We start from the raw sequence: 23,938 nt of genomic DNA on the forward strand, positions 1-23,938 counted from the left end.
TCGTGCCCTGAATTAACTTCTCGATCAAATCCGGAACGAATCAACGACGAATCGCGGACTGAGCAGTCTTCCCGGTTTGTTCACCGCTAGATATTGCTAAATAACAATTGGTTAACCATAGAGCACGGTGGATATTAAGAACTTCGCGCACCGTTGCTGAGTTCAATCATTAACAGGAAGTCCAAGCCTTTCGCGCAAGGCGCGATACTGTACCGGATTTGTATCGGACATCGCTTCTTCCCGGTCCGAGGGCAGATCCTCATAATCAATCGGATCAGCGAACTGGTCCGACGTGAAGTCGATGCGGCGACCAGCAATCAGGTTGTAGAAGTGCGGCCCCTGCTGAAGGGGCGTCTTCAAAATCTGCCCGCCAAACAGGTCCTGAACAACAAGGCTAGTGACACCACACTGGCCCCTTGCCGGATTGTCCGATGACCACAGGCTGGAGGTCTCGCGCGACCAAGCTTTTGTCAGGCTCTCGGCAAATTGCGCGAGATCTTCGGGCGATTGGATCATGGCGTTTCCCAGGAACAAACAAGGCCGGCGCAAGGCCGGCCTCGAAGTCGAAACCTCTCCGTAACTTACACGAAAAACTGCCCACCATTCGCGGAAATCGTCGATCCGGTGATGAAGCCTGCATCGTCAGAGGCAAGGAACACGACACAACGGGCGATCTCTTCGGGCTCGCCGAGACGACCGACCGGGATCTGTGGAATGATCCGCTCGTTCAACACCTTTTCCGGGATGGCGCGAACCATCTCAGTCCCAATATAGCCCGGGCAGATGGCATTGACGGTGATGCCCTTGGCGGCACCTTCCTGGGCGAGCGCCTTGGTGAAACCGAGATCGCCGGCCTTCGCCGCGGAATAGTTGGCCTGCCCCATCTGGCCCTTCTGGCCATTGATTGAGGAGATGTTGATGACGCGACCGAAGCTACGGTCACGCATGCCGGTCCAGACCGGGTGGGTCATGTTGAAGAGACCGGTGAGGTTGGTGTTGATCACCTCGCCCCACTGCTCGGGCGTCATCTTGTGGAACATCGCGTCGCGGGTGATGCCGGCATTGTTGACGAGCACCTCCACCGGACCAAGTGCAGCCTCAACCGCAGCGATACCGTCGACGCAGGCCTGGTAATTGGAGACATCCCATTTGAACACCGGAATGCCGGTCTCGGCTTCGAAGGCCTTGGCCTTCTCTTCATTGCCGGCGAAGTTCGCCGCGACCTTGTAGCCTGCGTTCTTCAAGGCGACCGAAATCGCGGCACCAATGCCGCGCGTGCCACCGGTTACCAAAGCCACTCTGCTCATGCTGTCCTCCCCGTTCTTTTTCTATGGGTTCCCATCTGGATCACCGTCGCGTTCCCGTCGCAACGGCATGACTTGCCCCTCCCGGCCAAGAGCCGGGACGGAAATTCGTCGGGTCAAGGGCGAACGGCCACCATTCGAAGAGGCCGGATCAGAATGCCTCGAGGCACATGGCAACACCCATGCCACCGCCGATGCACAGCGTGGCGAGGCCCTTCTTGGCGCCGCGACGCTTCATCTCGAACAGCAGCGTGTTGAGGATACGGGCGCCGGACGCGCCGACCGGATGGCCGATCGCGATCGCGCCACCATTGACGTTGACGATCGAGGTATCCCAGCCGAGATCCTTGTTCACGGCGCAGGCCTGTGCAGCAAAGGCTTCGTTGGCTTCGACCAGATCGAGATCGGTGATCTTCCAGCCGGCTTTCTCAAGCGCCTTGCGCGACGCCGGGATTGGGCCAGTGCCCATGATCTTCGGATCGACACCTGCGGTCGCCCAAGAGACGACACGGGCGAGCGGCGCGATACCACGACGCGAAGCCTCAGCCTCGGTCATCAGCAGGGCGGCCGCCGCACCATCATTGATACCGGATGCGTTGCCGGCGGTGACCGTGCCTTCCTTGTCGAAGGCGGGTTTCAGCTTCTGCATGCTTTCGAGCGTCGCACCGATGCGGATGTACTCATCCTGATCGACAGTGACGTCGCCCTTGCGGCTGGGCACGATGACAGGAACGATTTCGTCCTTGAAACGGCCGGCAACCTGGGCGGCCTCCGCCTTGTTCTGCGAAGCGACCGCAAAGGCGTCCTGTTCGTCGCGGGTCAACTGCCACTGCCGGGCAACATTTTCCGCGGTCGTGCCCATGTGATATCCGTAGAAGGCATCGGTAAGGCCGTCCTTGATCATGGTGTCGACCATCTTCAGGTCGCCCATCTTGGTGCCGTTACGCAGGTGCGCGCAGTGCGGCGCCATCGACATCGATTCCTGCCCGCCGGCGATGATGATCTTCGCGTCGCCTGTCGCGATCTGCTGCATGCCGATGGCGACGGCACGCAAGCCGGAACCGCAGAGCTGATTGAGACCCCAGGCCGTCGCCTCCTGCGGAATACCGGCTTTCATCGCTGCCTGGCGAGCCGGGTTCTGGCCCTGCCCTGCGGTAAGGATCTGCCCGAGAATGACTTCGTCGACTTCACCCGCCTCCACGCCGGCGCGCTCCAGTACGGCCTTGATGGCGATGGCGCCTAGATCATGCGCTGCGACGGATGACAACGCCCCGTTGAAAGATCCGACCGGGGTTCTGGCAGCGCTCGCGATAACGATGGACGGGGTGCTCATGGAGGTCTCCTCGGGTTTTATGATTGAGGAGAAACTGACAAAGACTGTCGCCGGTGTCAAACAAGATAAGCCCGGCATTCTCGTTCTTTGGTTGCGCTTTCCTGTCTTTCGTCAAATGCCGATCCTGCATCGCACAAAGAGATTGTCACCGGACTGAATTTGCGCTTACACTTGACTTCGGGAAGAGCAAAAACAATCGAAAAACGACGGGTTAGGAGACAGAAATGGCCAAAGCCGATGGCGAAATCGTTATCAAGAAGTACGCCAATCGACGCCTCTACAATACCGGGACCAGCACCTACGTCACCCTTGAGGACCTCGCCAAGATGGTGAAGAAGGGCGAGGATTTCGTGGTGCAGGACGCCAAGTCCGGTGACGACATCACGCATTCCGTCCTGACCCAGATCATCTTCGAGCAGGAATCCAAGACCGGCAATACCTTGCTGCCGATCTCCTTCCTGCGCCAGCTCATCAGCTACTATGGCGATCAGATGCAGATGGTCGTCCCGAGCTTCCTCGAACATTCGATGAAAGCCTTCACCGAACAGCAGACCCAGATGCGCGAGCAGATGACCAAGGCCTTCGGTGACCATCCGCTGTCCAAGAACCTGCAGATGCCGATCCAGTTGATGGAGGAGCAGGTCAAGCGCAACACCGAGATGTTCCAGCAGGCCATGCAGATGTTCTCGCCCTTCCTCGGTGGCCAGCAGCCAGCCAAGGAAACCAAGAAGGCGGAAGCCAAGGATATCGACGAGTTGAAGGAGCAGTTGCGCACCCTGCAGAACAAACTCGACAATCTTTGAAGAGCAAGGCCCCGGAAGGGGCCTTTTTCATATCAGGGTTAGAGCCCGATCGATACGTTTCGCGCGGCCGCCCGGTTGGAAATCGTGAAGCCCGCAACAACGTCGATGAAGGCGATGACCATCAGGCTGAAGAATAGCTGCGTTGCTGCGTCGCGCACGAGCAGGAATTCGACGAGAAAACCGATAAAGACCACCATGGAAAACATGTGGTTCATCAGCGATCCGCGGGTACTCAGCGTCGCTTTCAACACCTCGAAAAACAGGGCAATCAGCGCCGACAGGATGACGAGATCGCCGAGCGTCATCGTCCAGACGGCACCCGACAGCATCGGCACGGTCATGATTACGGTCGAGAAAGCGGCAATCCCGCTTCCGAGCATCACGGCGTTGTAGAAGATGAAGGGGACGATCATCAGCGGCACGGCAATCAGCATCCGGAATCCTTCCTTGCACTGCGATCCCGTCCGGCTCCGCGGCGGGCGCGGCGCAATTTAACTATGCCAAATGACAAATGAAAAGGCCGGCGCAAGCGCCGGCCCTTCAAACTAGTCAGTCAAAGCGCAGGAATTATGCGCTTTCCTTCGGCGTCAGAACCTGACGGCCGCGATACATACCGGTCTTCAGATCGATATGGTGCGGGCGGCGCAGTTCGCCGGAGTTCTTGTCTTCGACATAAGTCGATGCCTTCAGCGCGTCAGCAGAGCGGCGCATACCGCGCTTGGACGGGCTTGTTTTTCTTTTTGGTACAGCCATTTTCGTTACTCCACGTGACGGGCAAGACGGGTTTATTCGGCCTCGATGAGACCGGACAGAACACGTCTCGAACTCGGAATTTGGCGGGCTTATACATGCCCGAAGTCGGTTTGACCAGACCCCGGGCCACTTTTTTCGAATCTAACCGAGGCCCGCTCAGGCCTCGTCTTCGGGCACGATCCAGGGTTCAGCAAGTGCCGCCGTCTCCCAGCTACGCCAGGCCGGATGCGCTCGCATGGCATCCATATAGGCGGTCGTCTCTGCATGTCCTACCAGATCGTAGGCTGCAAAGCGATTCACGACCGGCGCGAACATGGCATCCGCCGCGGAAAAGGCGCCGAACAGGAAGGGCCCGCCCGACCGTTTCCGCATCTCCCGCCAGATCGCCTCGATGCGGGCGACATCGGCCGCCACCCCCTCGGGCAACGGGATCGCCCTCACGGGCCGCCGCAGGTTCATCGGGCAGGCGCTGCGCAAGGCTCGGAACCCGGATAGCATTTCCATCGAGATGGAGCGGGCATACGTCCGACTCTCGCGATCCGCAGGCCAGAGCCCGGCATCGGGATAGAGCTCGGCGACATATTCGATGATGGCGAGCGATTCCCAGACCCGGACAGAGCCGTGATGCAGCACAGGCACCTTGCCCGTCGGCGAAAGCTCACGGAACTGAGGATGCGTGGCACCCGGTCCGAAGAGGATCAGTTCTTCGCGAAACGGTATGCCGGCGGCCGTCATCGCGATCCAGGGCCGAAAAGACCAGGAGGAATAGTTCTTGTTGGCGATATAGAGGATCAGGTCGTCCATGGCGCACTCCGCGTTGTCGAGAACCGATCCTAGACGCGTGGGAGTGGTTCCGACCAACGAAAGCTTCTGATCTCAGCCATAAAGACAGGTGATGTAATCACCCGAGGCGCGCGCACGACGATCGACGACCCCGGCCAGACGCCTCAGACCCGGCCCCGGCTTGCTCGCGACACGATCGATCGGATTTGGGAGGGAGACGGCGAGAAGGGCCGCCTGCTGGCGACTGAGCTTCGCGGCCGACGTCTTGAAGTGATGCTGCGCAGCCGCTTCGATGCCGTAGATACCCGGACCCCATTCGGCGACATTGAGATAAATCTCCATCGTCCGTTGCTTGGGCCAGGCGGCATCCAGCGCCAGCGCCAGGGGCAGTTCGAGGCCCTTGCGAATGAAAGAGCGCCCGTTCCAGAGGAAAAGGTTCTTCGCCGTCTGCATCGGGATCGTGCTGGCGCCGCGCGTAGCCTCACCCGCCATTGCGTCGTCGATCACGGACTGTAGCTGGGTCCAGTCCACCCCGCCGTGATTGCAGTACTGGCCGTCCTCCGACATCATCACCGCCCGAACGACATTCGGCGAGATATCTTCGAAGTCCACCCAGCGGCGATCATAGCCCTGCAAGGTGGCGAAATCCGCCAGCATCAGCGTCGAGACCGGCCGGACAAAGTCCAGGCGATAGAGAAGAATGAGGAGATAGGGCGCGACAAGCAAGACGAAGACCGCGATCAGCACCGCCCGGAGTATGCGGGGCCGACGCTGCCGCTTCTGCTCGGGCGCAAACTTCTCGTCTTGCTCCAATGCCTCGACTTCCAGTGTCAATGAAGTGGGGTCCGTGATCGATGATGGACCCTCATAGCCGCCCTCTTGGCAAATGACCAGTCTGGGTGCGCGCATCCGCCTCTTTCCCCGGCTCAATTTCCCGTTGCCTGACCAGGGGCAGCGTGCCAAATAGCCACGATGACCAAGAGCGCCGATGCCTTTGAAAAAAGCCTGAACGCCCACGCCACGCTCGTCGAGGCGAGGCTTGACCTTCTTCTGGACGCAAAGTCGCGTTCGGCAGAGATCGCCCGCCCCCGGCGGCTGATCGAGGCCATGCATTACGGGGCCTTAAACGGCGGCAAGCGTCTTCGGCCTTATCTGGTGATGCAGGCGGCACGCCTCTTCAACGGAAACGCAGAGGCCGCCCTTCAGGTTGGCTGTGCGCTCGAATGCCTGCATAGCTATTCGCTCGTCCATGACGACCTGCCGGCCATGGACGACGACGACCTGCGCCGCGGCAAACCGACGGTTCACAGACAGTATGACGAAGCAACCGCAATCCTCGCCGGTGACGGTCTGCTGACCTATGCCTTCGACATCATCGCTTCAGCGGAAACACCCCTGCCCGACGTTTCCAAGGTTGCCCTCGTCCTCGAACTGTCACGTGCAGCCGGAATCGGCGGCATGGCCGGCGGCCAGATGCTCGATCTCGCTGCCGAGATGGATCAGCCCGACGAAGCAGGCATCGTGATGCTGCAGGCCATGAAGACGGGCGCGCTTCTGCGCTTTGCCTGTGAGGCAGGCGCCATCATCGCCGGTCGTCCGGCAGAAGACCGCGACCGTCTGCGCCGCTTTGGCGAAATCATCGGCCGCGCCTTCCAGCTGGCCGACGACCTGCTCGACATCACCTCGGATGCCGCAACCCTTGGCAAGGCAACCGGCAAGGACGCGGCCAAGGGCAAGGCGACGCTGGTCGGCCTCAAGGGCACAGATTGGGCGCGCGCCGAACTCGACCGGCTTGTCACCGAAGCCAACGCCCTCCTTGAGCCCTACGGCGAACAGGCCGAACCGCTCAAGGAAGCAGCCCATTTCATCGCCTACAGGAAGAAATAGCATGAGCCGTTTCTGGTCGTCCGCCGTCCACGCACTGGAACCCTATGTCGCCGGCGAACAGCCGAAGATACCGGGTCTGGTCAAGCTCAACACCAATGAGAGCCCCTATGGACCCTCGCAGAAGGTGCTGGACGCGATCGCAGCCACTTCCGGTGAGCGTCTGCGCCTTTATCCCGATCCGGCGTCCACGGCCCTGCGCGAGGCCATCGCGAAGCGCTTCGACCTGACCACGGACGAGGTCTTCGTCGGCAATGGCTCTGACGAAGTGCTGGCCTTCACCTTTGCAGGCCTGCTGAAGCACGAGGCGCCGCTCCTCCATCCCGACATCACCTACAGCTTCTACAAGACCTATGCCCGGCTCTTCGAGGTCAAGGTCGAGGAGATCCCGCTGGACGAGGGCCTGCGCGTGCGTATCGGCGATTACGACCGCCCTTGCGGTGCAATCATTCTTGCCAATCCGAACGCCCCGACCGGCATCGCTCTCCCGCTTTCGGAGATCGAAAAGCTGGTCGCCTCGCACCCGAATCAGGTGGTGGTGATCGACGAGGCCTATGTCGATTTCGGCGCAGAGACGGCAGCTTCGCTGATCCCGCGCTACGAGAACCTGCTTGTCGTGCAGACCTTCTCGAAGTCCCGCTCGCTCGCAGGCCTGCGGGTCGGCTTTGCGCTCGGCCAGCGGCCGCTGATCGAAGCGTTGGAGCGTATGAAGGACAGCTTCAACTCCTATCCCGTCGACATGCTGGCCCAGGCCGCCGCCAAGGCAGCGATCGAGGACGAAGCATGGTTCGATGAGGCCCGCGGCAAGATCATCGCCAACCGCGACATGGTAACAATGGCGCTCGAGGCCCGTGGCTTCGAGGTCCTGCCGTCATCGACCAACTTCGTCTTCACCCGCCATCTGGCGCATCAGGGTGCCGATCTGCAAAAAGGTCTGCGCGAGCGAGCGGTCCTCGTTCGGCATTTCAACAAACCCCGGATTTCCGATTTCCTCCGCGTGACCATCGGCACGACAGAGGAATGCCATCAATTTCTGGAGGCGATCGATCAAATCATCTGACGTGTCGTCCGCGTCGGAAAGCGCTACGCTCCTGCAACTTTAGTGAGAACCGGAGCGTGCCTGTGACTGAAATCCTGCAACACTGGCCTCAGGTCGTGACCGCCTATCTCGTCTACCTCGTGGCGGTCTTGAGCCCGGGCCCGGCCACCATGGCGATCGCTTCCGCCTCGCTTGGCCAGGGACGGAGGCATGGCCTGACGATTGCGGCAGGCATCTTTTGCGGGTCTATGACTTGGGCAATCGCAGCATCATTGGGGTTGGCCGCCATCCTGTCGCAATATGCACAGGCACTGATCCTGATGCGCATCCTCGGCGGGCTCTACCTGCTTTACCTCGCCTGGCGCGCCTTCCGCTCCGCCGCGAGCAGCATTGACCCGCTTTCCCTGATCAAGGCCGCTTCGAGCCTGAAACGCACTTTCCTGATGGGTTACGCGATCCACCTGACGAACCCGAAGGCAATCTTTGCCTGGCTGGCCATCATCTCGCTCGGCCTGCCGGTCGGTGCCACACCGGTTGCCGTTGCGATCATCGTCTGCGGCTGCCTCGTGACCGGCTTCATCGTCTTCATGGGCTATGCATTGCTGTTCTCGACGCCCGGGGCACTGCGCATCTACCGCGCGGCGCGGCGTTACATCGATGGAACGCTGGCGGTCCTGTTTGCGACAGCAGGCGTCAAGATGCTGACCTTCCGCTGAAACGAAAATGGCGCCGCATGGGTTGCGGCGCCTTTCCTGTGTTCAGATCACCGATCAGCCCTGTGTGAGCGGCGAGATCTGGATTTCGACGCGACGGTTCTGGGCACGGCCGTCCGGAGTGGCGTTCGAGGCAACCGGCTGGTTCGGACCGAAGCCGACAGCCGACACACGCCGCGGATCGACGCCCTGACCGTTGAGGTAACCTGCAACCGACATGGCGCGGCGCTCGGACAGACCCTGGTTATAGGCCTGGCTGCCGGTCGAATCGGTGTGACCGTTGATATCGATCAGCGTCCGGTCGAACTTGCGCAAGACGATCGCAACCGAGTTCAGGGTCGGGTAGAACTGCGGCATGACCGCATCCTGATCGGTGTTGAAGGTGATGTTCGACGGCATGTTCAGGATGATGCGATCGCCGACGCGGGTGACCGAAATGCCGGTGCCCTGTAACTGGGCGCGCAGTTCCGATTCCTGCTGGTCCATGTAGTTGCCGATCGCGCCACCTGCGAGCGCGCCGATACCCGCACCGATGAGGGCTGCATTCCGACGTCCGACGGGAGAACCGCCGACAGCAAGGCCACCGAGCGCGCCAACGGCAGCACCGAGTGCTGCGCCGCCCGCCGTGTTGGACACCTTCTGCTGGCCCGTATAGGGGTCAGTCGTGGTGCAGGCACTCAGATAGGTCGCGCACAGCGCGAGAATGGCGAACTTCTTGATCATGCTCGGTGTCCCTCCAGGATTCGGCTGATAATCCGTCAACCGTGAAATTGCGGCAACAAAAAGTTGGCCGCCAAGCTCACTCGGCCGCCGATTTCTGGCCATAGCGCTTCTCGATGTAGTCAGCCACCAGCACCTCGAAATCGGCTGCAATGTTCGGACCGCGCAGGGTCATCGCCTTCTCACCGTCAATGAACACGGGGGCCGCCGGGTTTTCACCGGTGCCCGGAAGCGAAATGCCGATATCGGCATGCTTGCTTTCGCCGGGGCCGTTAACGATACAGCCCATGACCGCAACGTTCAGGCCTTCGACACCCGGATACTTTTCACGCCAGACCGGCATGTTCTTGCGCAGGTCGTCCTGGATCTTCTGGGCGAGCTCCTGGAAGACGGTCGAGGTCGTGCGACCACAGCCGGGACATGCGGCGACGACCGGCACGAACTGGCGGAAACCCATGACCTGCAGCAGTTCCTGAGCCACCTGGACTTCACGGGTCCGATCACCATTCGGTTCCGGGGTGAGCGACACGCGAATCGTATCGCCGATACCATGCTGCAGAACATAGCCCATGGCTGCGGACGAGGCGACGATGCCCTTCGAGCCCATGCCGGCTTCCGTGAGACCCAGATGCAGGGCATGGTTAGAGCGCTCCGCCAGCATCGAATAAACGGCGATCAGGTCCTGCACCTGGCTGACCTTGGCCGAGAGAATGATGCGGTTACGGGGCAGACCGATCTCTTCGGCAAGCTCGGCCGACAGGAGCGCGGATTGCACGATCGCCTCACGCGTCACCTGGCGCGCCGAAAGCGGTGAACCATTGGCCGCGTTCTCGTCCATAAGCCGGGTCAAGAGCTCCTGGTCGAGCGAGCCCCAGTTCACCCCAATGCGGACAGGTTTATCGTAACGGATCGCCATCTCGACGATCTCGGCGAACTGCTTGTCCTTCTTGTCCTTGAAGCCGACATTGCCGGGATTGATGCGATACTTGGCGAGCGCCTCGGCGCAACCAGGGTGATCGGCGAGCAGCTTGTGGCCGATGTAATGAAAATCGCCGATCAGCGGCACGTCCATGCCGAGCCTGAGCAGTCTCTCGCGGATCTTCGGAACGGCAGCCGCGCTCTCGTCACGGTCGACGGTGATGCGGACGACCTCGGAGCCTGCCTTATAAAGGGCAGCAACCTGGGCAACGGTCGCATCGATGTCTGCGGTATCTGTATTTGTCATCGACTGAACGACGACGGGAGCTCCACCGCCAATGATGACGCCACCCACTTCGACCGCGACCGACGAACGGCGCGGTTTGGGGTCAAAGGCATCGGCGGGCTGGATCAGGGGTGCTGTCATGGCTGTTTCTCTGCAAGCCTCAATCGCCATGGAGGTGGATCAAAGCCGTTCGCTTGTCAACCGCAACACGCCCGATGCGCGATCACATGCGCGCGCAAGCAGCCGCCTGAGAGCGGCCGCATACGAGTTCCTGGTCAATGGCCGCTCGCCCGGTCGGCATGGCGCGCAAGCCCGGAAAGCGCAAGCACAACGATCAGCAGCGCTGGGATCGCTGTGTAGACACTCGACAGCGACGTGTGCTCGGCCACTAAGCCGATCAGAGACGGCGCAAAGAGGATGCCGGAATAGCCCATGGTGGTGACCACGGAGAGGCCGACGCCCGGAGCAAGCCCCGGAATGTTGCCACCCGCCGAAAACGCGATCGGCACCATGTTCGAGATGCCGATGCCGGTGATGGCAAAACCGATCAGCGCAAAGGTGACGCTGGAAGACTGGCCCGCCATGACGAGCCCGATGATCGCCGCCACACCGCAAAAGCGCAGTGTATTCACGGCACCGAAGCGGTCACGGATGAAATCGCCAGCGAAACGGCAGACCGCCATGGTGAACGAGAAGGCAGCAAAGGCAAAGCCCGACATCTCGGTCGAGGCATTCAGTTCGTTGCGCAAATAGAGCGCGCTCCAGTCAAGCACGGTGCCCTCAGGGATCATGCAGAACAGCGCGATCGTGCCGATCAGCCAGGGCAGCGGCGTCATCGGCAGCTTGGCCTTGGCCGGTTCGTCACTCGGATGCGGCGCGTCCGAGAGGATCATGGGACGGGCGACCAGGAAGAGGACGACGCAGACGGCTGCCAGAAGCAGGACGTGACCGGTGACACCGAGCGAGGCAATCAGGAAACCACCGGTCGCCGCACCACAAAGGCCACCCAGGCTCCAGAAAGCGTGACAGGAGGACATGATCGAACGGCGCATCTTGCGCTCGACCTCGACCGCATTGGCATTCATCGCGACGTCCATCGCCCCGGTCAGGCCACCGAACAGGAAGATCGCAACGGCACCGGTCCAGATATTGTCGACCAGCGTTACCAGAACGATCGTCGGGATGAACAGGATCGTCGTGATCTCGACCACCCGGCGAGAGCCCAAACGTGCAATCTGAATCCCGGCGATTGGCATCAGCACCAGCGACCCCACGCCGAAGACGAAGATCATCACGCCCAGCATCAGCTCCGACAATCCGAGCGCCTCTGAGAAGAACGGAATTTTCGGCGCCCAGGCTCCGATGACGAGGCCATTCAGGAAGAAGAGCAGGGCGACAGCTGCCCGCTCCCTGGTGACGATCGGCGCTGGTGCGGCCGGGGAAGTGATGGTGTGGGCTATGTCATTCATGTCCTGCTCCCATAGTCGGGCGCACTGTAATTAAATCGATTTAAACGACAACATGTCCCGCACGTCCCAACTGTAAATTTTTGTTTCGCACGACAACAATGTCGGAGGGCTGGACGGGGATTGACAGAAGCAGGCGATCGCCGGACACAGATAGCTTTGCGGCCACCTGCTTGCGCCGCCTGATCGGAAAGATACTCCCGTGAAAACAGCAGTTGGTGCTGGCATTCTCCTCTCCAGCCTCGCCTACCTGTGCTTTGCCATGCACGACGCCATGATCAAGTTGCTCGTGGAAACGACAACTGTCTGGCAGATCCTGTTTTGCCGCAGCATTGCGATCCTGCTGGGATGTTACATCCTCGGTGGCCGCGCGCTCGCCCGGGAGACGGTGACGTCGCCGGCGCTTCGCCCGATGATGCTGCGCAGTCTTTTCCTGCTCGCCGCCTGGCTCTGTTATTTCAACGCGGCCAAACACCTGCCACTCGCAGACCTGACCACACTCTACTTCGCCGCACCGATTGCAGCGATCCTGCTCGCCATCCCCATTCTGGGCGAACGGGTTCCCATGAGCAGCTGGATTGCCGTCGTGACCGGCTTCGTCGGTGTGGTCGTCGCCAGCAATCCGACAGGCCTTGCGACCGGCTGGCCCGTCTACCTCGCCCTCATCGCCGCCGTCTGCTGGGCGATCGCCACGACGCTGCTCAGAACCACCAGCAAGAGCGCCAGCAGCATGGTTCAGATGACGATGACGAATGTCTTCTTCCTGGCCCTGACGACACCCATGGCCATCCTGTCCTGGACCACGCCAAGCGGTCCGACGCAGATCCTGTTGCTGGCCGTCGGCTTCATCGGCGGTCTTGGCCAGATGAGCTTTTTCGAGGCACTGCGCCGCGCGCCGATCTCGGTGATTGCACCCTTGGAATATACTGCGCTCGTCTGGGCCTTCGCGCTTGGCTACGCGATATGGGGAGACATTCCGGGACCGAATGTCTGGGCCGGCGCCGTACTGATCGCCGGCGCGGGCCTCATCATTCTCTTTGCCCAGCGGCGCAAAATGCCCGCTCAGGACCTCGAGAGATAGCGCTCGGCAAGCTCCACCCAGAGGGTGGTCCCGACAGGCAGGATATCATCGTTGAAGTCATAGCGCGGGTGATGCAGAGGCGGATCGTTGGGTGTCCGCTGCGTTCCGAGGAAGAAATAGCTGCCCGGACGCTTGGCGAGCATGTAGGCGAAATCCTCGCTCCCCATCATCGGGCGCGGCAGGTCATAGACCTTGTCCTGTCCCGCAAAGCTCACCGCGAGATCGCGAACGAAGTCCGTTTCCGCCTTGTGGTTGATGGTCGGGTCGTATCCCCGCTCATAGTCGATGGTCACGCCCATGCCGTAGCTCGCCGCCTGACCTTCGGCCACCGCCCGAATGCGCTGCTCGAGCTGATCGCGGACCTTGGGATCGAAGGAGCGGATAGAAAGCACCATCTCCGCCCGCTCCGGAATGACATTGCTCGCTGCACCCGCATGGAACCCGCCGACGGTGATGACGGTCGGATCGAGCGGGTGGATGTTGCGAGACACGATCGTCTGCAGTGCCATCACGATAGAGGCACCGCAGACAATGGGATCGGCCGTCGATTGCGGTTCGGCCCCGTGACCGCCGCGACCGTTGACGGTGATCTTGCACTCGTCGACGGCAGCCATGATCGGCCCTTCCCTGAGCGCGATATGGCCGAAGGGTATCTCCGGATCGTTATGCAGTGCGAACACCGCATCGCAAGGGAAGCGATCGAAAAGGCCGTCCTCGATCATGATCCGGGCGCCGCCGAAATTCTCTTCGGCCGGCTGGAAGATCAGATGAATGACACCGTCGAAGTTCCGCCGTTCGGCCAGGATCTTCGCCGCTCCGAGCAGCATTGCGGTATGGCCGTCATGTCCACAGGCATGCATCACACCCGGTATCTCGCTGGCATAGGGAAGGCCGGTCTCTTCGAGGATCGGCAGGGCATCGAAGTCGGCGCGGATGCCGACGCTTCGCTCGCTTGACCCGTTTCTGAGGGTGGCGACAATACCGGTCTTGGCAAGCCCTCGCGTCACCTCGTAGCCGAGCGCGGTCAATTGTTTGGCGACATAATCCGACGTCTTGAACTCCGACAGGCCGATCTCCGGAAACCGATGCAGATGATGCCGCGTCGCGAGCACTTCAGCCATCACATTGGGCGCGTGGATCGTCATGGAAATTACCTTTCGGTCGTCTGAGCATGAGCAAGAAAGCGCAGACTGTGGCACTTGCCGGCCAGTTGTTCAACCGTATAAAAAGGCGTCCGTGGCTGATGAAAACAAGCCGCCTTACCCGTGCCGGAGAGACCACCATGACACGACGCACGTTCCAGCGTGCCGGTGAAGCCGAGCGCCGGAAGGATCTGATCGCGGCGACCTTGGACAGCGTTTCGGAACATGGCCTGGAAGGCGCGACCGTCCGCGACATCGCCGCCAGAGCCGGCGTGACCGGCGGTTTGATCCGTCATTATTTCTCCGGCAAGGACGAAATGGTCCAGGCGGCCTATCGCGAAATGCTGGCAGGAATGACCGGCTCCGCCGTCGATGCCATGGCGGAAGCCGGGGCGAACCCGCAGCGGCGCCTGCACGACTTCATCGTTGCCAATGTCAGCCCACCGATTGCCGATCCGAAAGCACTGTCGCTTTGGGCAGCGTTCATCGGTCGGGTGCGATCGGACGAGGAACTCGCCCGTATCCATCGCGAAAACTACATGGTCTTCATCGGCATACTCGAAGACCTTGTCGGAGCCGTCTTGGCGGCGCGACGGCACAGCCCGCCCTTCTCCGAAGTCCGCCATCTCGCGGTCGCGATCAACGGCCTCATCGATGGATTGTGGCTTGAGAATTCGCTCGCGAGTGACCTCTTCGACGAGGGACGCCTGCCGCAGATCGCACTGGACGCCGTCGAGGCCATGCTCGGCGGATTGCCGTTGAGAGGCACGAACTGAGCAATCGGACCCGCACCGCAAACCGGCATTTGGTGCCCGCTTCATTGAAGATCTGGTAACCTCACCGCCAGATCGTTAACCGCGAAGTTTCGACCTGCTTGATCGATCCTCGGCGGCGGCGTTCAAGCCCCTTGGCCAGCCGCTTGAAATAAGGCATAAAAACGCCAATTCACCTGCCTGGATGCGAAAGTCGCAAAGAGAGTTCAACCGCCTCTGTTAACCGTCGCATTACGGCCTCTTTCTGCCTCGATTGTTGGTCAACAACCCAATTTTGTGCAATGAGGCGCAGCGGCGAAGACCGGACGGTCGGACCACAACGGCTTTCTATTGAACCATCGAACCGAGAACCTAATTTTCATGACGCTGCATGTCCAATCGCGCGACCTCGAAACCAAGCAGATCGACCACAACGATTCCATACGATCTGCCTATTTTACGATCGAGGAATTGCGGGAGAGCGCCGCTTCGCTGGCGCTGAACGGCGTCGAAGAACTCCCGAGCCTGATGGACTTCGATTTCTTTGCTCGGCACAAGGAAAACGAGCGCGAGATCCTCCGCGTCTACCGCGCGACGGCGGCTGACGTCGAAGCCGGGGCCACGATCACGCCTGCGGCGGAGTGGTTGCTCGACAATCACTACATCATCGAAGAAGCGATCCAGGAAGTTCGCCGAGACTTCCCGAAGAAATTCTATCGCCAGCTGCCGACGATGAAGATCGGAAGCCGCGAAATCCCTAGGACCATGGCGCTGGCCTGGCTCTACGTCGCCCACACCCACTCGACGGTCAGCCAGGAAAGCATGACGGCCCTGGTCGAGGGCTATCAGCAGCACCAGACGCTGGAGATCGGCGAACTTTGGGCACTGCCATCGATCGCGCGCTTCGTGCTCATCGAAAACCTCCGACGCATCGCAACCCGCGTCGATCGCTCCCGCCGGATGCGCCGCCGGGCCAATGAGGTTGCCGACGAGATCATTCGCCTGAACGACCCGGTCGCAGCCGCCACCTACCTCAGCCAGATCGAGCAACTGGCCGACGACAATACGTTCGCGACACAGTTCCTGTACCGCCTGCGCAATGGCTCGCAGAACACGAGCTTTGCCGTCGAATGGCTGGAAAGCCGACTGGAAGCGGCCGGCCGCACCGCCCAGGAGGCGATGGACGCCGAACACAACCGTCTCTCCTCCGGCAATGTCACGATGGGCAACATCGTGCGTGGCCTCCGCGAGATCGACGACAAGGAATGGTCGGTCTGGGTCGAAGAGGTCAGCCATGTCGACCGGGTCCTGGGCCAGCACACCGATTACCGCGAACTCGATTTCGGCTCGCGAAACGCCTACCGCAACACAATCGAAAGGCTCGCGCGTCGCTGCGACCAGAGCGAGATCGAGATTGCCCAGACGGCGATCGATCTGGCGACACAGTCGGCAGGCCCCGATGGACAACTCGACGTGGGAAGCTATCTCGTCGGCAACAGACGGACCGAGCTGGAAAACGCCATCGGCTACAGCCAGCCTCTCTCCCGGATCCTGACCGACGGCATCAAGCGCCTGAACTGGCTCTCTATCGCGATCCCCGTTATTGCGCTCACCGTCGCAGCCCTTGCGATTGTCGGTTACTTCCTCAACCAAGCCGGCCTGCCGACCTCGCTCATCCTGGTCCTGCTGGTCCTGGTCTCGTTGCCAGTTTCCGAAGGCGCGACGGGACTGTTCAACACGCTGGTCACCTTCTTCGTCAAGCCGTTCCGCCTGACCGGCTACGAGTTCAAGCAAGGCATTCCCGACGAAGCACGCACCCTCGTCGTCGTGCCGTGCATGATCACCAAGCGTGACGACGTCGACGAACTCATCCGCAATCTCGAAGTCCACTACCTGACCAACCCGCATGGCGAGATCTATTTCGCGCTCTTGAGCGACTGGAAGGACAGCCAGACGGAAGAGACCCCCGCTGATCTGGAGGTCCTCGACTATGCCAAGCGCGAACTTGCCCAGCTCAATGGCCGCTACGATTTCGGCGGCAAGACCCGCTTCTACCTCTTGCATCGTCGTCGCCTCTACAACGAGGCAGAAGGCTGCTGGATGGGCTGGGAGCGCAAGCGCGGCAAACTGCACGAGCTGAACCTGCTGCTGCGCGGCGACCGTGACACGTCCTATCTGCCGGGCGCCAACATGGTGCCGGAAAACGTGCGTTACGTGATGACGCTCGATGCCGACACCCGCCTGATGCGCGACGCCGTCACCAAGCTTGTCGGCAAGATGCACCATCCGATCAATCGTCCCGTGCATGACGAGAAGACCGGCCGCGTGATCAGCGGCTACGGCGTTCTGCAGCCGCGCGTCACGCCCTCGCTGACCACAGGCAAGGATGCATCGGTCTTCCAGCGCATCTTCTCGATGAACCGCGGCCTCGACCCTTACGTCTTCACGGTCTCCGACGTCTACCAGGACATCACGTCCGAGGGCACCTTCACCGGCAAGGGCCTCTATGACGTCGATGCTTTCGAAACGGCGATCAAGGGCCGCATCGACGAGAACAGTGTGCTCAGCCACGACCTGCTCGAAGGTTCGTTCGCCCGCTGCGCACTGGTCACCGATGTCGAGCTGGTCGAAGACTTTCCGACCCGATACGAGGTCGAGATCTCGCGCCAGCACCGCTGGGCCCGCGGCGACTGGCAGCTCATCCCCTATATCGGCGATACCAGTCGCGGCATCACCAGCCTAGGCCGCTGGAAGATGGTCGACAACCTGCGCCGCTCGCTGACCCCGATCGCCTGGTATGCCGCCTCTGTTCTCGGCTGGGCCACCATGGAGCCGGTCGGCGCCACCATCTGGCAGCTGCTTCTGATTTTCAGCCTCTTCGTCGCCCCGACCCTGTCGCTTTTGTCGGGCATCGTCCCGCGCCAGACGGACATCGTGCCAGCCGCGCATTTCCAGACGCTGTGGTCGGAAGTCCGCTCCATCAACGCCCAGGTCGCGCTTCGCATCGTCTTCATCGCCGACAATGCCTGCATGATGGCGGATGCCATCGCCCGTTCGCTTTATCGCATGTTTGTGAGCCGCAAGCTCCTGCTCGAATGGCGGACGGCCGCCAGCGTCCAGTCGGCGGCCCAGGGTACGATCACCTCCTATTACCAGAACATGCGCCATGCGCCGATCCTCGCCATCCTCTCGGTCGGCGTTGCGGCACTGCCGGGCGGCTATGGCTATCTGATCGGTCTTCCCTTCGCTTTCCTCTGGGTCCTGTCGCCGCTGCTCGCCTGGTATGTCAGCCAGTCGGCCGAAACCGAAGACAGCCTCGAGGTTCCGGAAAACGTCTCGTACGAACTGCGCAAGATCGCTCGTCGCACCTGGCGCTACTACGAGACCTTCACGACGGCCGGCGACAACTATCTCCCCCCGGACAACTTCCAGGAAACGCCGGAGCCGCTGATCGCCCATCGCACCTCGCCGACCAATATCGGCGTCTATCTGCTCTCGGTCGTCTCTGCTCGTCATTTCGGCTGGCTGAGCTTCGAACAGACCATCGAGCGAATGGAGCAGACGATCTCCACCGTTGAACGGATGGAGAAGTATCGGGGCCATCTCTACAACTGGTACTACACGGACACGCTTAACACGCTTGGGCCGAAGTACATTTCGGCGGTCGACAGCGGCAATCTCGCCGGCCACCTGATCGCAATCTCCTCGGCCTGCCGCGAATGGGCGGAAGCACCGTCCGCACACCTTCAGGGCAATTTCGACGGCATCGGCGATGTCGGCGGCATCCTGCTCGAAGTCCTCGGCGAGCTGCCGGACGACCGAAAGACGGTGCGTCCGCTCCGTCGTCGTCTTGAGGAACGCATCATCGGCTTCAACACGGCGCTTGCCGCCGTCAAGCGCGAGCATGAATTCGCCTCGATCCGCATCATCAATCTTGCAGTGCTCGCGCGCGATGCACAAAAACTGGCGGCAAACCTCCACCACGAGATCCGCTCCGAAGCGAGTGCGGAAGTCGTTCGCTGGACGGAATCTCTGGTCTCGGTTTGCGAAGCCCACATTGCCGACACCGCATTCGACCTCTCGAACATCGATCCGCTGCGCCAGCGCCTGAGCCAGCTCTCCGAGCGCGCCCGCAACCTCGCCTTCTCGATGGATTTCACCTTCCTCTTCCGTCCGGAGCGTCGTCTGCTGTCGATCGGCTATCGCGTCGACGCCCGCGAACTGGACGAGGCCTGCTACGACCTGCTCGCGTCGGAATGCCGTCTGACCAGCCTGTTTGCGATCGCCAAGGGTGATCTGCCGACGGAACACTGGTACCGCCTCGGTCGCCAGGTCGTGCCGATCGGTGCCCGCGCTGCACTGATCTCCTGGTCGGGCTCGATGTTCGAATATCTGATGCCGCCGCTCGTCATGCAGGAGCGACAGGGTGGCATTCTCAACCAGACGAACAATCTCGTGGTCATAGAACAGATGAACCACGGCCGTCGGCTGAACATCCCCTGGGGCATTTCGGAAGCGGCCTTCAACGCCCGCGACCACGAGATGAACTATCAGTACACCAACTTCGGTGTGCCGACTCTCGGGCTGAAACGCGGCCTCGGCCAGAACGCCGTTGTGGCACCCTATGCCTCGATCCTCGCCAGCCAGTATTATCCGGAAGCCGCACTTGAGAACTTGAAGCGACTGCGCAAGCTGGGCGCGCTTGGCCCCTTCGGCTTCCATGATGCGGTCGACTTCACCCCGACGCGTTTGCCGGACGGCAAGAAGTGCGCCGTGGTGAAAAACTATTATGCCCACCATCATGGCATGTCGATCGCAGCCATCGCCAACGTCGCCTTCAACGGCCGTCTGCGCGCGCTCTTCCATGCCGATCCGGTGATCGAAGCGGCGGAACTTCTCCTGCAGGAGAAGACGCCGCGCGAAATCCCGGTCATGAGCGCGAAATATGAGCCGCAGACTCCGGGCAAGGGCCAGGCGGACCTTCTGCGCGCCGAAGTCCGCACGATCGAGGATCCTGCTACCAAGGACCGCGAAGTCGTCTTCCTTTCGAATGGCCACTATTCGGTCATGATGACAGCCACCGGCTCCGGCTTTTCGCGCTGGAACGGTCAGTCCGTCACCCGTTGGAAACCCGACACGACCGAAGACCGCTGGGGCACCTTCCTCTTCCTGCGCGATACCGCGACCAACGAGTGGTGGTCGGCGACATCGACGCCGCGTCGCGCAGAAGACGAAAAGACCAAGGTCATCTTCGGCGACGACAAGGCGGAATTCTTCAAGACCGTCGGCGACATCTCGACGTCTGTCGAATGCATTGTCGGCACGGAGCATGATGCCGAAGGCCGCAGGCTGACGATCCTGAATACCGGGACGGAAGACCGCTACATTGAGGTGACGTCCTACACCGAGCCGGTGCTCGCCTACGAGGATAGCGACAACGCCCACCCGCTCTTCTCGCGCATGTTCGTCAAGACCGAATTCGGTCGCCGCCGAGACGTCATTCGCGCCGAGCGCAACAAGCGCAGCCCGTCCGATCCGGATATCTGCGTTGCCCATCTGGTGGTCGACAGCGCCGGACAGGGTCGCCCCACCGAGTTTGAAACAGATCGCCGGAAGTTCCTCGGCCGTGGTCGCAGCCTCGGCGAGGCAGCAGCTTTCGATCCGGGTGCTAATCTCTCCGGCACGGAAGGCTTCACGCTAGATCCGATCTTCAGCCTCCGCCGCGTGGTCCGCGTGCCGGCCGGCAAGAAGGTCCAGGTGATCTTCTGGACCATGGCGGCCCCGAACCGCGAGGAAATCGACCAGGCGATCGAACGCTACCGCCATCCGGATGCCTTCAGCCACGAGCTCATCCACGCCTGGACACGCGCCCAGGTCGAGCTTCGCCACATCGGCATCACCTCACAGCAGGCGGCAGCCTTCCAGCATCTCGGCCGCTACCTCGTCTATCCCGACAATCATCTGCGGGCAGATCCCGAGACCGTCCGCAAGGGCCTGCGGTCGCAATCGACGCTTTGGCCTATGGCGATTTCGGGCGACTTCCCGATCTTCGCGCTCCGCATCAACGACGACATGGACATGGACATAGCGCGGGAAGCGATGAGCGCGCTGGAATATCTGCGTCGCCGTGGCGTCGTCGCCGATCTCGCTGTCATCAACGAGCGGGCGACCTCCTATGCCCAGGACATGCAACATGCACTCGACCAGATGGCGGACAATCTGCGCCACCGCCTGCCCGGCGGTCGCCAGCACGTGTTCACGGTCCGCGACGACCTTCAGGACGAGGGCTCGACGCTCGCGGTCCTGGCGGCTGCACGCGTCGTGCTGCACACCCGCAACGGCAAGATCGTCGACCAGGTGAACCGCGCCGTCTCGCTCTTTGCGACACCCCGCACGATCGACGGCGAAACGGAATGGGCAGGCCTTCCGCCAGCGCTGCCAGCACCCGCAAAGGCGGCGCCACCGGTCGACGGTTCGGACCTCGACTTCTGGAACGGCTTCGGCGGCTTCTCGAGCGACGGTTCGGAATATGTTGTGCGCCTCAATGGATCTGCGGCAACGCCGCAGCCGTGGATCAACGTCATCGCCAATGAGAACTTCGGCTTCCACGTCTCGGCCGAAGGGGCCGGCTTCACCTGGAGCCAGAACTCGCGCGACTACCAGGTAACGCCGTGGACCAACGACCCCGTCGTCAACCGGCCGGGCGAGGCATTTTATGTCACGGATCTCGGCAGCGGACGCGCCTATGCGACCGTGAGCGCCCTGAACCTCGATCCCGCAGCGACCTTCGAGACCCGTCATGGCATGGGTTACTCGACCTTCATCAGCCAGCACGGCGATCTGGAGATCGAACTGACCCAGACTGTGGATCGCGAGCGCCCGGTCAAGCTTACAAAGATCCGCCTGAAGAACGCGAGCCCGGAGCCGCGCAAATTCCGCATCTATGGCTACGCAGAATGGGTGCTGGGCAACAATCCAGCCCGCACCGCACCTTTCGTTCTGTCGAGCTTCGATGAGGAGACCGGGGCACTGCTCGCCTCCAATCCCTATGACATCAACTATTCCGGCCGTTTCGCCTTCCTGGCTGGACCCGAACAACCGGACGGCTATACAGCCAGCCGGCGCGAATTCATCGGACGCAACGGCACGATCAAGCTGCCACAGGCCGTCGCCCGCGCCTCCGGGCTCACAGGGTCGATCGAGAGCGAAAGCGACCCTTGCGCCGCCATCGCCTTCGATGTCGAGCTTGCTCCCGGTCAGTCGCGCGACATGACCTTCCTGCTTGGTGAAACCGATACGGCGGAAGCCGCAGTCGATCTCGTCAAGACGGTCCGCGGCTCAGGCTTCGAGACGGCCCTCAAGGCCAACCACGACTTCTGGACAGGCTTCACCGGCAAACTCTCGGTGGAGACCGGCGACAAGGCCTTCGACAATCTCGTCAATCGCTGGCTGCCCTATCAGGCGCTCGCTTGCCGCATCTTCGGGCGCGCAGGCTTCTACCAGGCAAGCGGCGCGTACGGCTTCCGTGACCAGTTGCAGGATACCCTTGCCTTCCTGACCGTCGAACCACAACTCGCCCGTCGCCAGATCCTGAATGCCGCAGCGCGCCAGTTCGTCGAAGGGGACGTTCAACATTGGTGGCTGCCGCAGACAGGCGCGGGTGTCCGCACCATGATCTCCGACGACGTCGTCTGGCTCGCCTATGCAGTCGACCAGTATGTCTCGGCGACGGGTGACCAGGCGATCCTGTCGGAACAGATCCCGTTCCTCGACGGACCGCAGCTTACGCAGGGTCAGCATGACAGCTTCTTCCTGCCCAATACCGCCGCTGAAACGGCAGATCTCTATGAGCACGCGGCTCGCGCGCTCGACCTCGCCATTGCCCGCACAGGCGAACACGGCCTGCCCTTGATCCTCGGTGGCGATTGGAACGACGGCATGAACCGCGTCGGGATCGAAGGCCGTGGCGAAAGTGTCTGGCTTGGCTGGTTGCTTGCCGCCACATTGGACCGCTTCAAGCTGCAGGCCGACAAGCGTGGCGATCGAGACCGCAGCGCGCGCTGGGGCGATCATGTCGCCAAGCTGAAAACGGCTCTGGAAACGGCAGGTTGGGACGGAGAGCATTATCGTCGTGGCTATTTCGACGACGGCTCGCCGCTCGGTTCGAATGGTTCACGCCAGTGCCAGATCGACTCCATTGCCCAGTCCTGGAGTGTTCTGTCCGGAATGGGAGATCCCGCCCATACCGAAAAGGCACTCGATTCCGCCGTCTCGAAGCTTGTAGACGCAGAGAATGGCATCGTCCGCCTCTTCACGCCGGCTTTCGAAAAGCCTGAGATCGATCCGGGTTACATCGGTGCCTATCCGCCCGGCGTGCGTGAAAACGGCGGCCAGTATACCCATGCGGCGATCTGGCTCGGCCTGTCCTTGGTAAAGGCGGGTCGCCTCGCCGATGCCTGGCGCGTCTTCGAAATGCTGAACCCGATCAATAATGCGAAAACGGCAGACGAGGCGGAACGTTATCGCGTCGAGCCTTATGTCGTTGCGGCCGATATCTATGGCGGCGACGGCTATGCCGGACGGGGCGGTTGGACCTGGTACACGGGATCTGCCGGCTGGCTCTATCGTTTCGCGGTCGAAGGCTTCCTCGGCATTCGTCGCAAGGGCGGCGAGCTTGTCGTGAACCCTGCCCTGCCCGAGCATTGGGAGGGCTTCAAGGCCAAGGTCGACCTCGACGGCCGCAAGGTAGACGTCGCCGTGACACGCAATGCTGCGGGCTACGATGTGACCCTCGATGGCAAGATGCAGGCGACCAGTGCGGATCTGCCGCCTGCACCGCCGCCAGCCAAGAAGCAGGCGCGCAAGCCGAAGATCAAGGCAGCCGAATAGGCAGCCAATTCAGCAAACGAAAGAGGCCCCGCCAGCGATGGCGGGGCCTCTTCGTATTTCGCAATGATGCCG

The 23,938-nt window shown here is 61.4% G+C and carries 18 protein-coding genes; 7 read left to right on the forward strand and 11 right to left on the reverse strand.

Going from position 1 to position 23,938, the window contains the following annotated elements; genetic code table 11:
- Nucleotides 1-162: 162 nt before the first annotated feature.
- From BW978_RS16285 to BW978_RS16295, 3 genes are all read right to left on the reverse strand, one after another.
- Nucleotides 163-516: a YunG family protein gene (locus BW978_RS16285; RefSeq protein ID WP_076396896.1), complete on the reverse strand. Its 354-nt coding sequence runs from the start codon at nt 514-516 to the stop codon at nt 163-165.
- Between the two features lie 65 nt (nt 517-581).
- Nucleotides 582-1,307 carry a beta-ketoacyl-ACP reductase gene (locus BW978_RS16290; RefSeq protein ID WP_054150340.1) on the reverse strand — a complete coding sequence of 242 codons (726 nt, stop codon included), beginning with the start codon at nt 1,305-1,307 and terminating at the stop codon, nt 582-584.
- Nucleotides 1,308-1,455: 148 nt separating this feature from the next.
- Nucleotides 1,456-2,637 (reverse strand): acetyl-CoA C-acetyltransferase, encoded by a 1,182-nt coding sequence (locus BW978_RS16295; RefSeq protein WP_076396898.1) that lies wholly within the window; start codon nt 2,635-2,637, stop codon nt 1,456-1,458.
- A 224-nt stretch (nt 2,638-2,861) separates the two neighbouring features.
- Here BW978_RS16295 and phaR point away from each other — a divergent pair, with 224 nt between their 5' ends.
- Nucleotides 2,862-3,440, forward strand: coding sequence for a polyhydroxyalkanoate synthesis repressor PhaR (gene phaR, locus BW978_RS16300; RefSeq protein ID WP_076396900.1), 579 nt, complete (start codon nt 2,862-2,864; stop codon nt 3,438-3,440).
- Nucleotides 3,441-3,478: 38 nt separating this feature from the next.
- Here phaR and BW978_RS16305 read toward each other — a convergent pair whose 3' ends face one another.
- From BW978_RS16305 to mtgA, 4 genes are all read right to left on the reverse strand, one after another.
- Nucleotides 3,479-3,874: a hypothetical protein gene (locus BW978_RS16305; RefSeq protein ID WP_076396902.1), complete on the reverse strand. Its 396-nt coding sequence runs from the start codon at nt 3,872-3,874 to the stop codon at nt 3,479-3,481.
- A 133-nt stretch (nt 3,875-4,007) separates the two neighbouring features.
- Entirely contained in the window at nt 4,008-4,193 is a 186-nt protein-coding gene (rpmF, locus tag BW978_RS16310; RefSeq protein ID WP_006724402.1) for a 50S ribosomal protein L32, read from the reverse strand.
- A gap of 156 nt (nt 4,194-4,349) precedes the next feature.
- Nucleotides 4,350-4,997 (reverse strand): glutathione S-transferase family protein, encoded by a 648-nt coding sequence (locus BW978_RS16315; RefSeq protein WP_076396903.1) that lies wholly within the window; start codon nt 4,995-4,997, stop codon nt 4,350-4,352.
- Between the two features lie 72 nt (nt 4,998-5,069).
- The gene (gene mtgA / locus BW978_RS16320) at nt 5,070-5,789 is read right to left on the reverse strand and encodes a monofunctional biosynthetic peptidoglycan transglycosylase (RefSeq protein WP_076397110.1); all 720 of its coding nucleotides are present in this window, start codon (nt 5,787-5,789) and stop codon (nt 5,070-5,072) included.
- A gap of 159 nt (nt 5,790-5,948) precedes the next feature.
- On the opposite strand from mtgA, the gene BW978_RS16325 reads away from it, so the two are divergent.
- The 3 genes from BW978_RS16325 to BW978_RS16335 all read left to right on the forward strand — a co-directional run bounded on the left by BW978_RS16325 (nt 5,949) and on the right by BW978_RS16335 (nt 8,615).
- The gene (locus BW978_RS16325; protein WP_076396904.1) at nt 5,949-6,863 is read left to right on the forward strand and encodes a polyprenyl synthetase family protein; all 915 of its coding nucleotides are present in this window, start codon (nt 5,949-5,951) and stop codon (nt 6,861-6,863) included.
- 1 nt (nt 6,864) lies between these two features.
- Entirely contained in the window at nt 6,865-7,920 is a 1,056-nt protein-coding gene (hisC, locus tag BW978_RS16330; protein ID WP_076396905.1) for a histidinol-phosphate transaminase, read from the forward strand.
- Nucleotides 7,921-7,982: 62 nt separating this feature from the next.
- Nucleotides 7,983-8,615, forward strand: coding sequence for a LysE family translocator (locus tag BW978_RS16335; RefSeq protein WP_076396906.1), 633 nt, complete (start codon nt 7,983-7,985; stop codon nt 8,613-8,615).
- 54 nt (nt 8,616-8,669) lie between these two features.
- Here BW978_RS16335 and BW978_RS16340 read toward each other — a convergent pair whose 3' ends face one another.
- The 3 genes from BW978_RS16340 to BW978_RS16350 all read right to left on the reverse strand — a co-directional run bounded on the left by BW978_RS16340 (nt 8,670) and on the right by BW978_RS16350 (nt 12,005).
- Nucleotides 8,670-9,335, reverse strand: coding sequence for a YiaD family glycine zipper/OmpA-like lipoprotein (locus tag BW978_RS16340; RefSeq protein WP_076396907.1), 666 nt, complete (start codon nt 9,333-9,335; stop codon nt 8,670-8,672).
- A gap of 76 nt (nt 9,336-9,411) precedes the next feature.
- Nucleotides 9,412-10,677, reverse strand: coding sequence for a flavodoxin-dependent (E)-4-hydroxy-3-methylbut-2-enyl-diphosphate synthase (ispG, locus tag BW978_RS16345; RefSeq protein WP_076396908.1), 1,266 nt, complete (start codon nt 10,675-10,677; stop codon nt 9,412-9,414).
- Nucleotides 10,678-10,811: 134 nt separating this feature from the next.
- Nucleotides 10,812-12,005, reverse strand: coding sequence for an MFS transporter (locus BW978_RS16350; protein WP_076396909.1), 1,194 nt, complete (start codon nt 12,003-12,005; stop codon nt 10,812-10,814).
- Nucleotides 12,006-12,204: 199 nt separating this feature from the next.
- Between BW978_RS16350 and BW978_RS16355 the strand changes: the two genes are divergently transcribed.
- A complete protein-coding gene (locus BW978_RS16355) occupies nt 12,205-13,083 on the forward strand; it encodes a DMT family transporter (protein ID WP_076396910.1) in 879 nt (292 codons plus the stop codon).
- On the opposite strand, the gene BW978_RS16360 is transcribed toward BW978_RS16355, so the two are convergent.
- Nucleotides 13,065-14,228, reverse strand: a complete 1,164-nt coding sequence (locus BW978_RS16360; RefSeq protein ID WP_175616896.1) for a M20 aminoacylase family protein — start codon at nt 14,226-14,228, stop codon at nt 13,065-13,067. The genes BW978_RS16355 and BW978_RS16360 overlap by 19 nt on opposite strands.
- Nucleotides 14,229-14,365: 137 nt before the next feature.
- Between BW978_RS16360 and BW978_RS16365 the strand changes: the two genes are divergently transcribed.
- Nucleotides 14,366-15,001, forward strand: coding sequence for a TetR family transcriptional regulator C-terminal domain-containing protein (locus tag BW978_RS16365; protein ID WP_076397112.1), 636 nt, complete (start codon nt 14,366-14,368; stop codon nt 14,999-15,001).
- Nucleotides 15,002-15,358: 357 nt separating this feature from the next.
- A complete protein-coding gene (locus BW978_RS16370; RefSeq protein ID WP_076396911.1) occupies nt 15,359-23,866 on the forward strand; it encodes a glycoside hydrolase family 94 protein in 8,508 nt (2,835 codons plus the stop codon).
- Nucleotides 23,867-23,938: the final 72 nt, after the last annotated feature.

The sequence above is a fragment of the Rhizobium sp. RU33A genome, assembly GCF_900156055.1.
Classification (GTDB): Bacteria; Pseudomonadota; Alphaproteobacteria; order Rhizobiales; family Rhizobiaceae; genus Allorhizobium.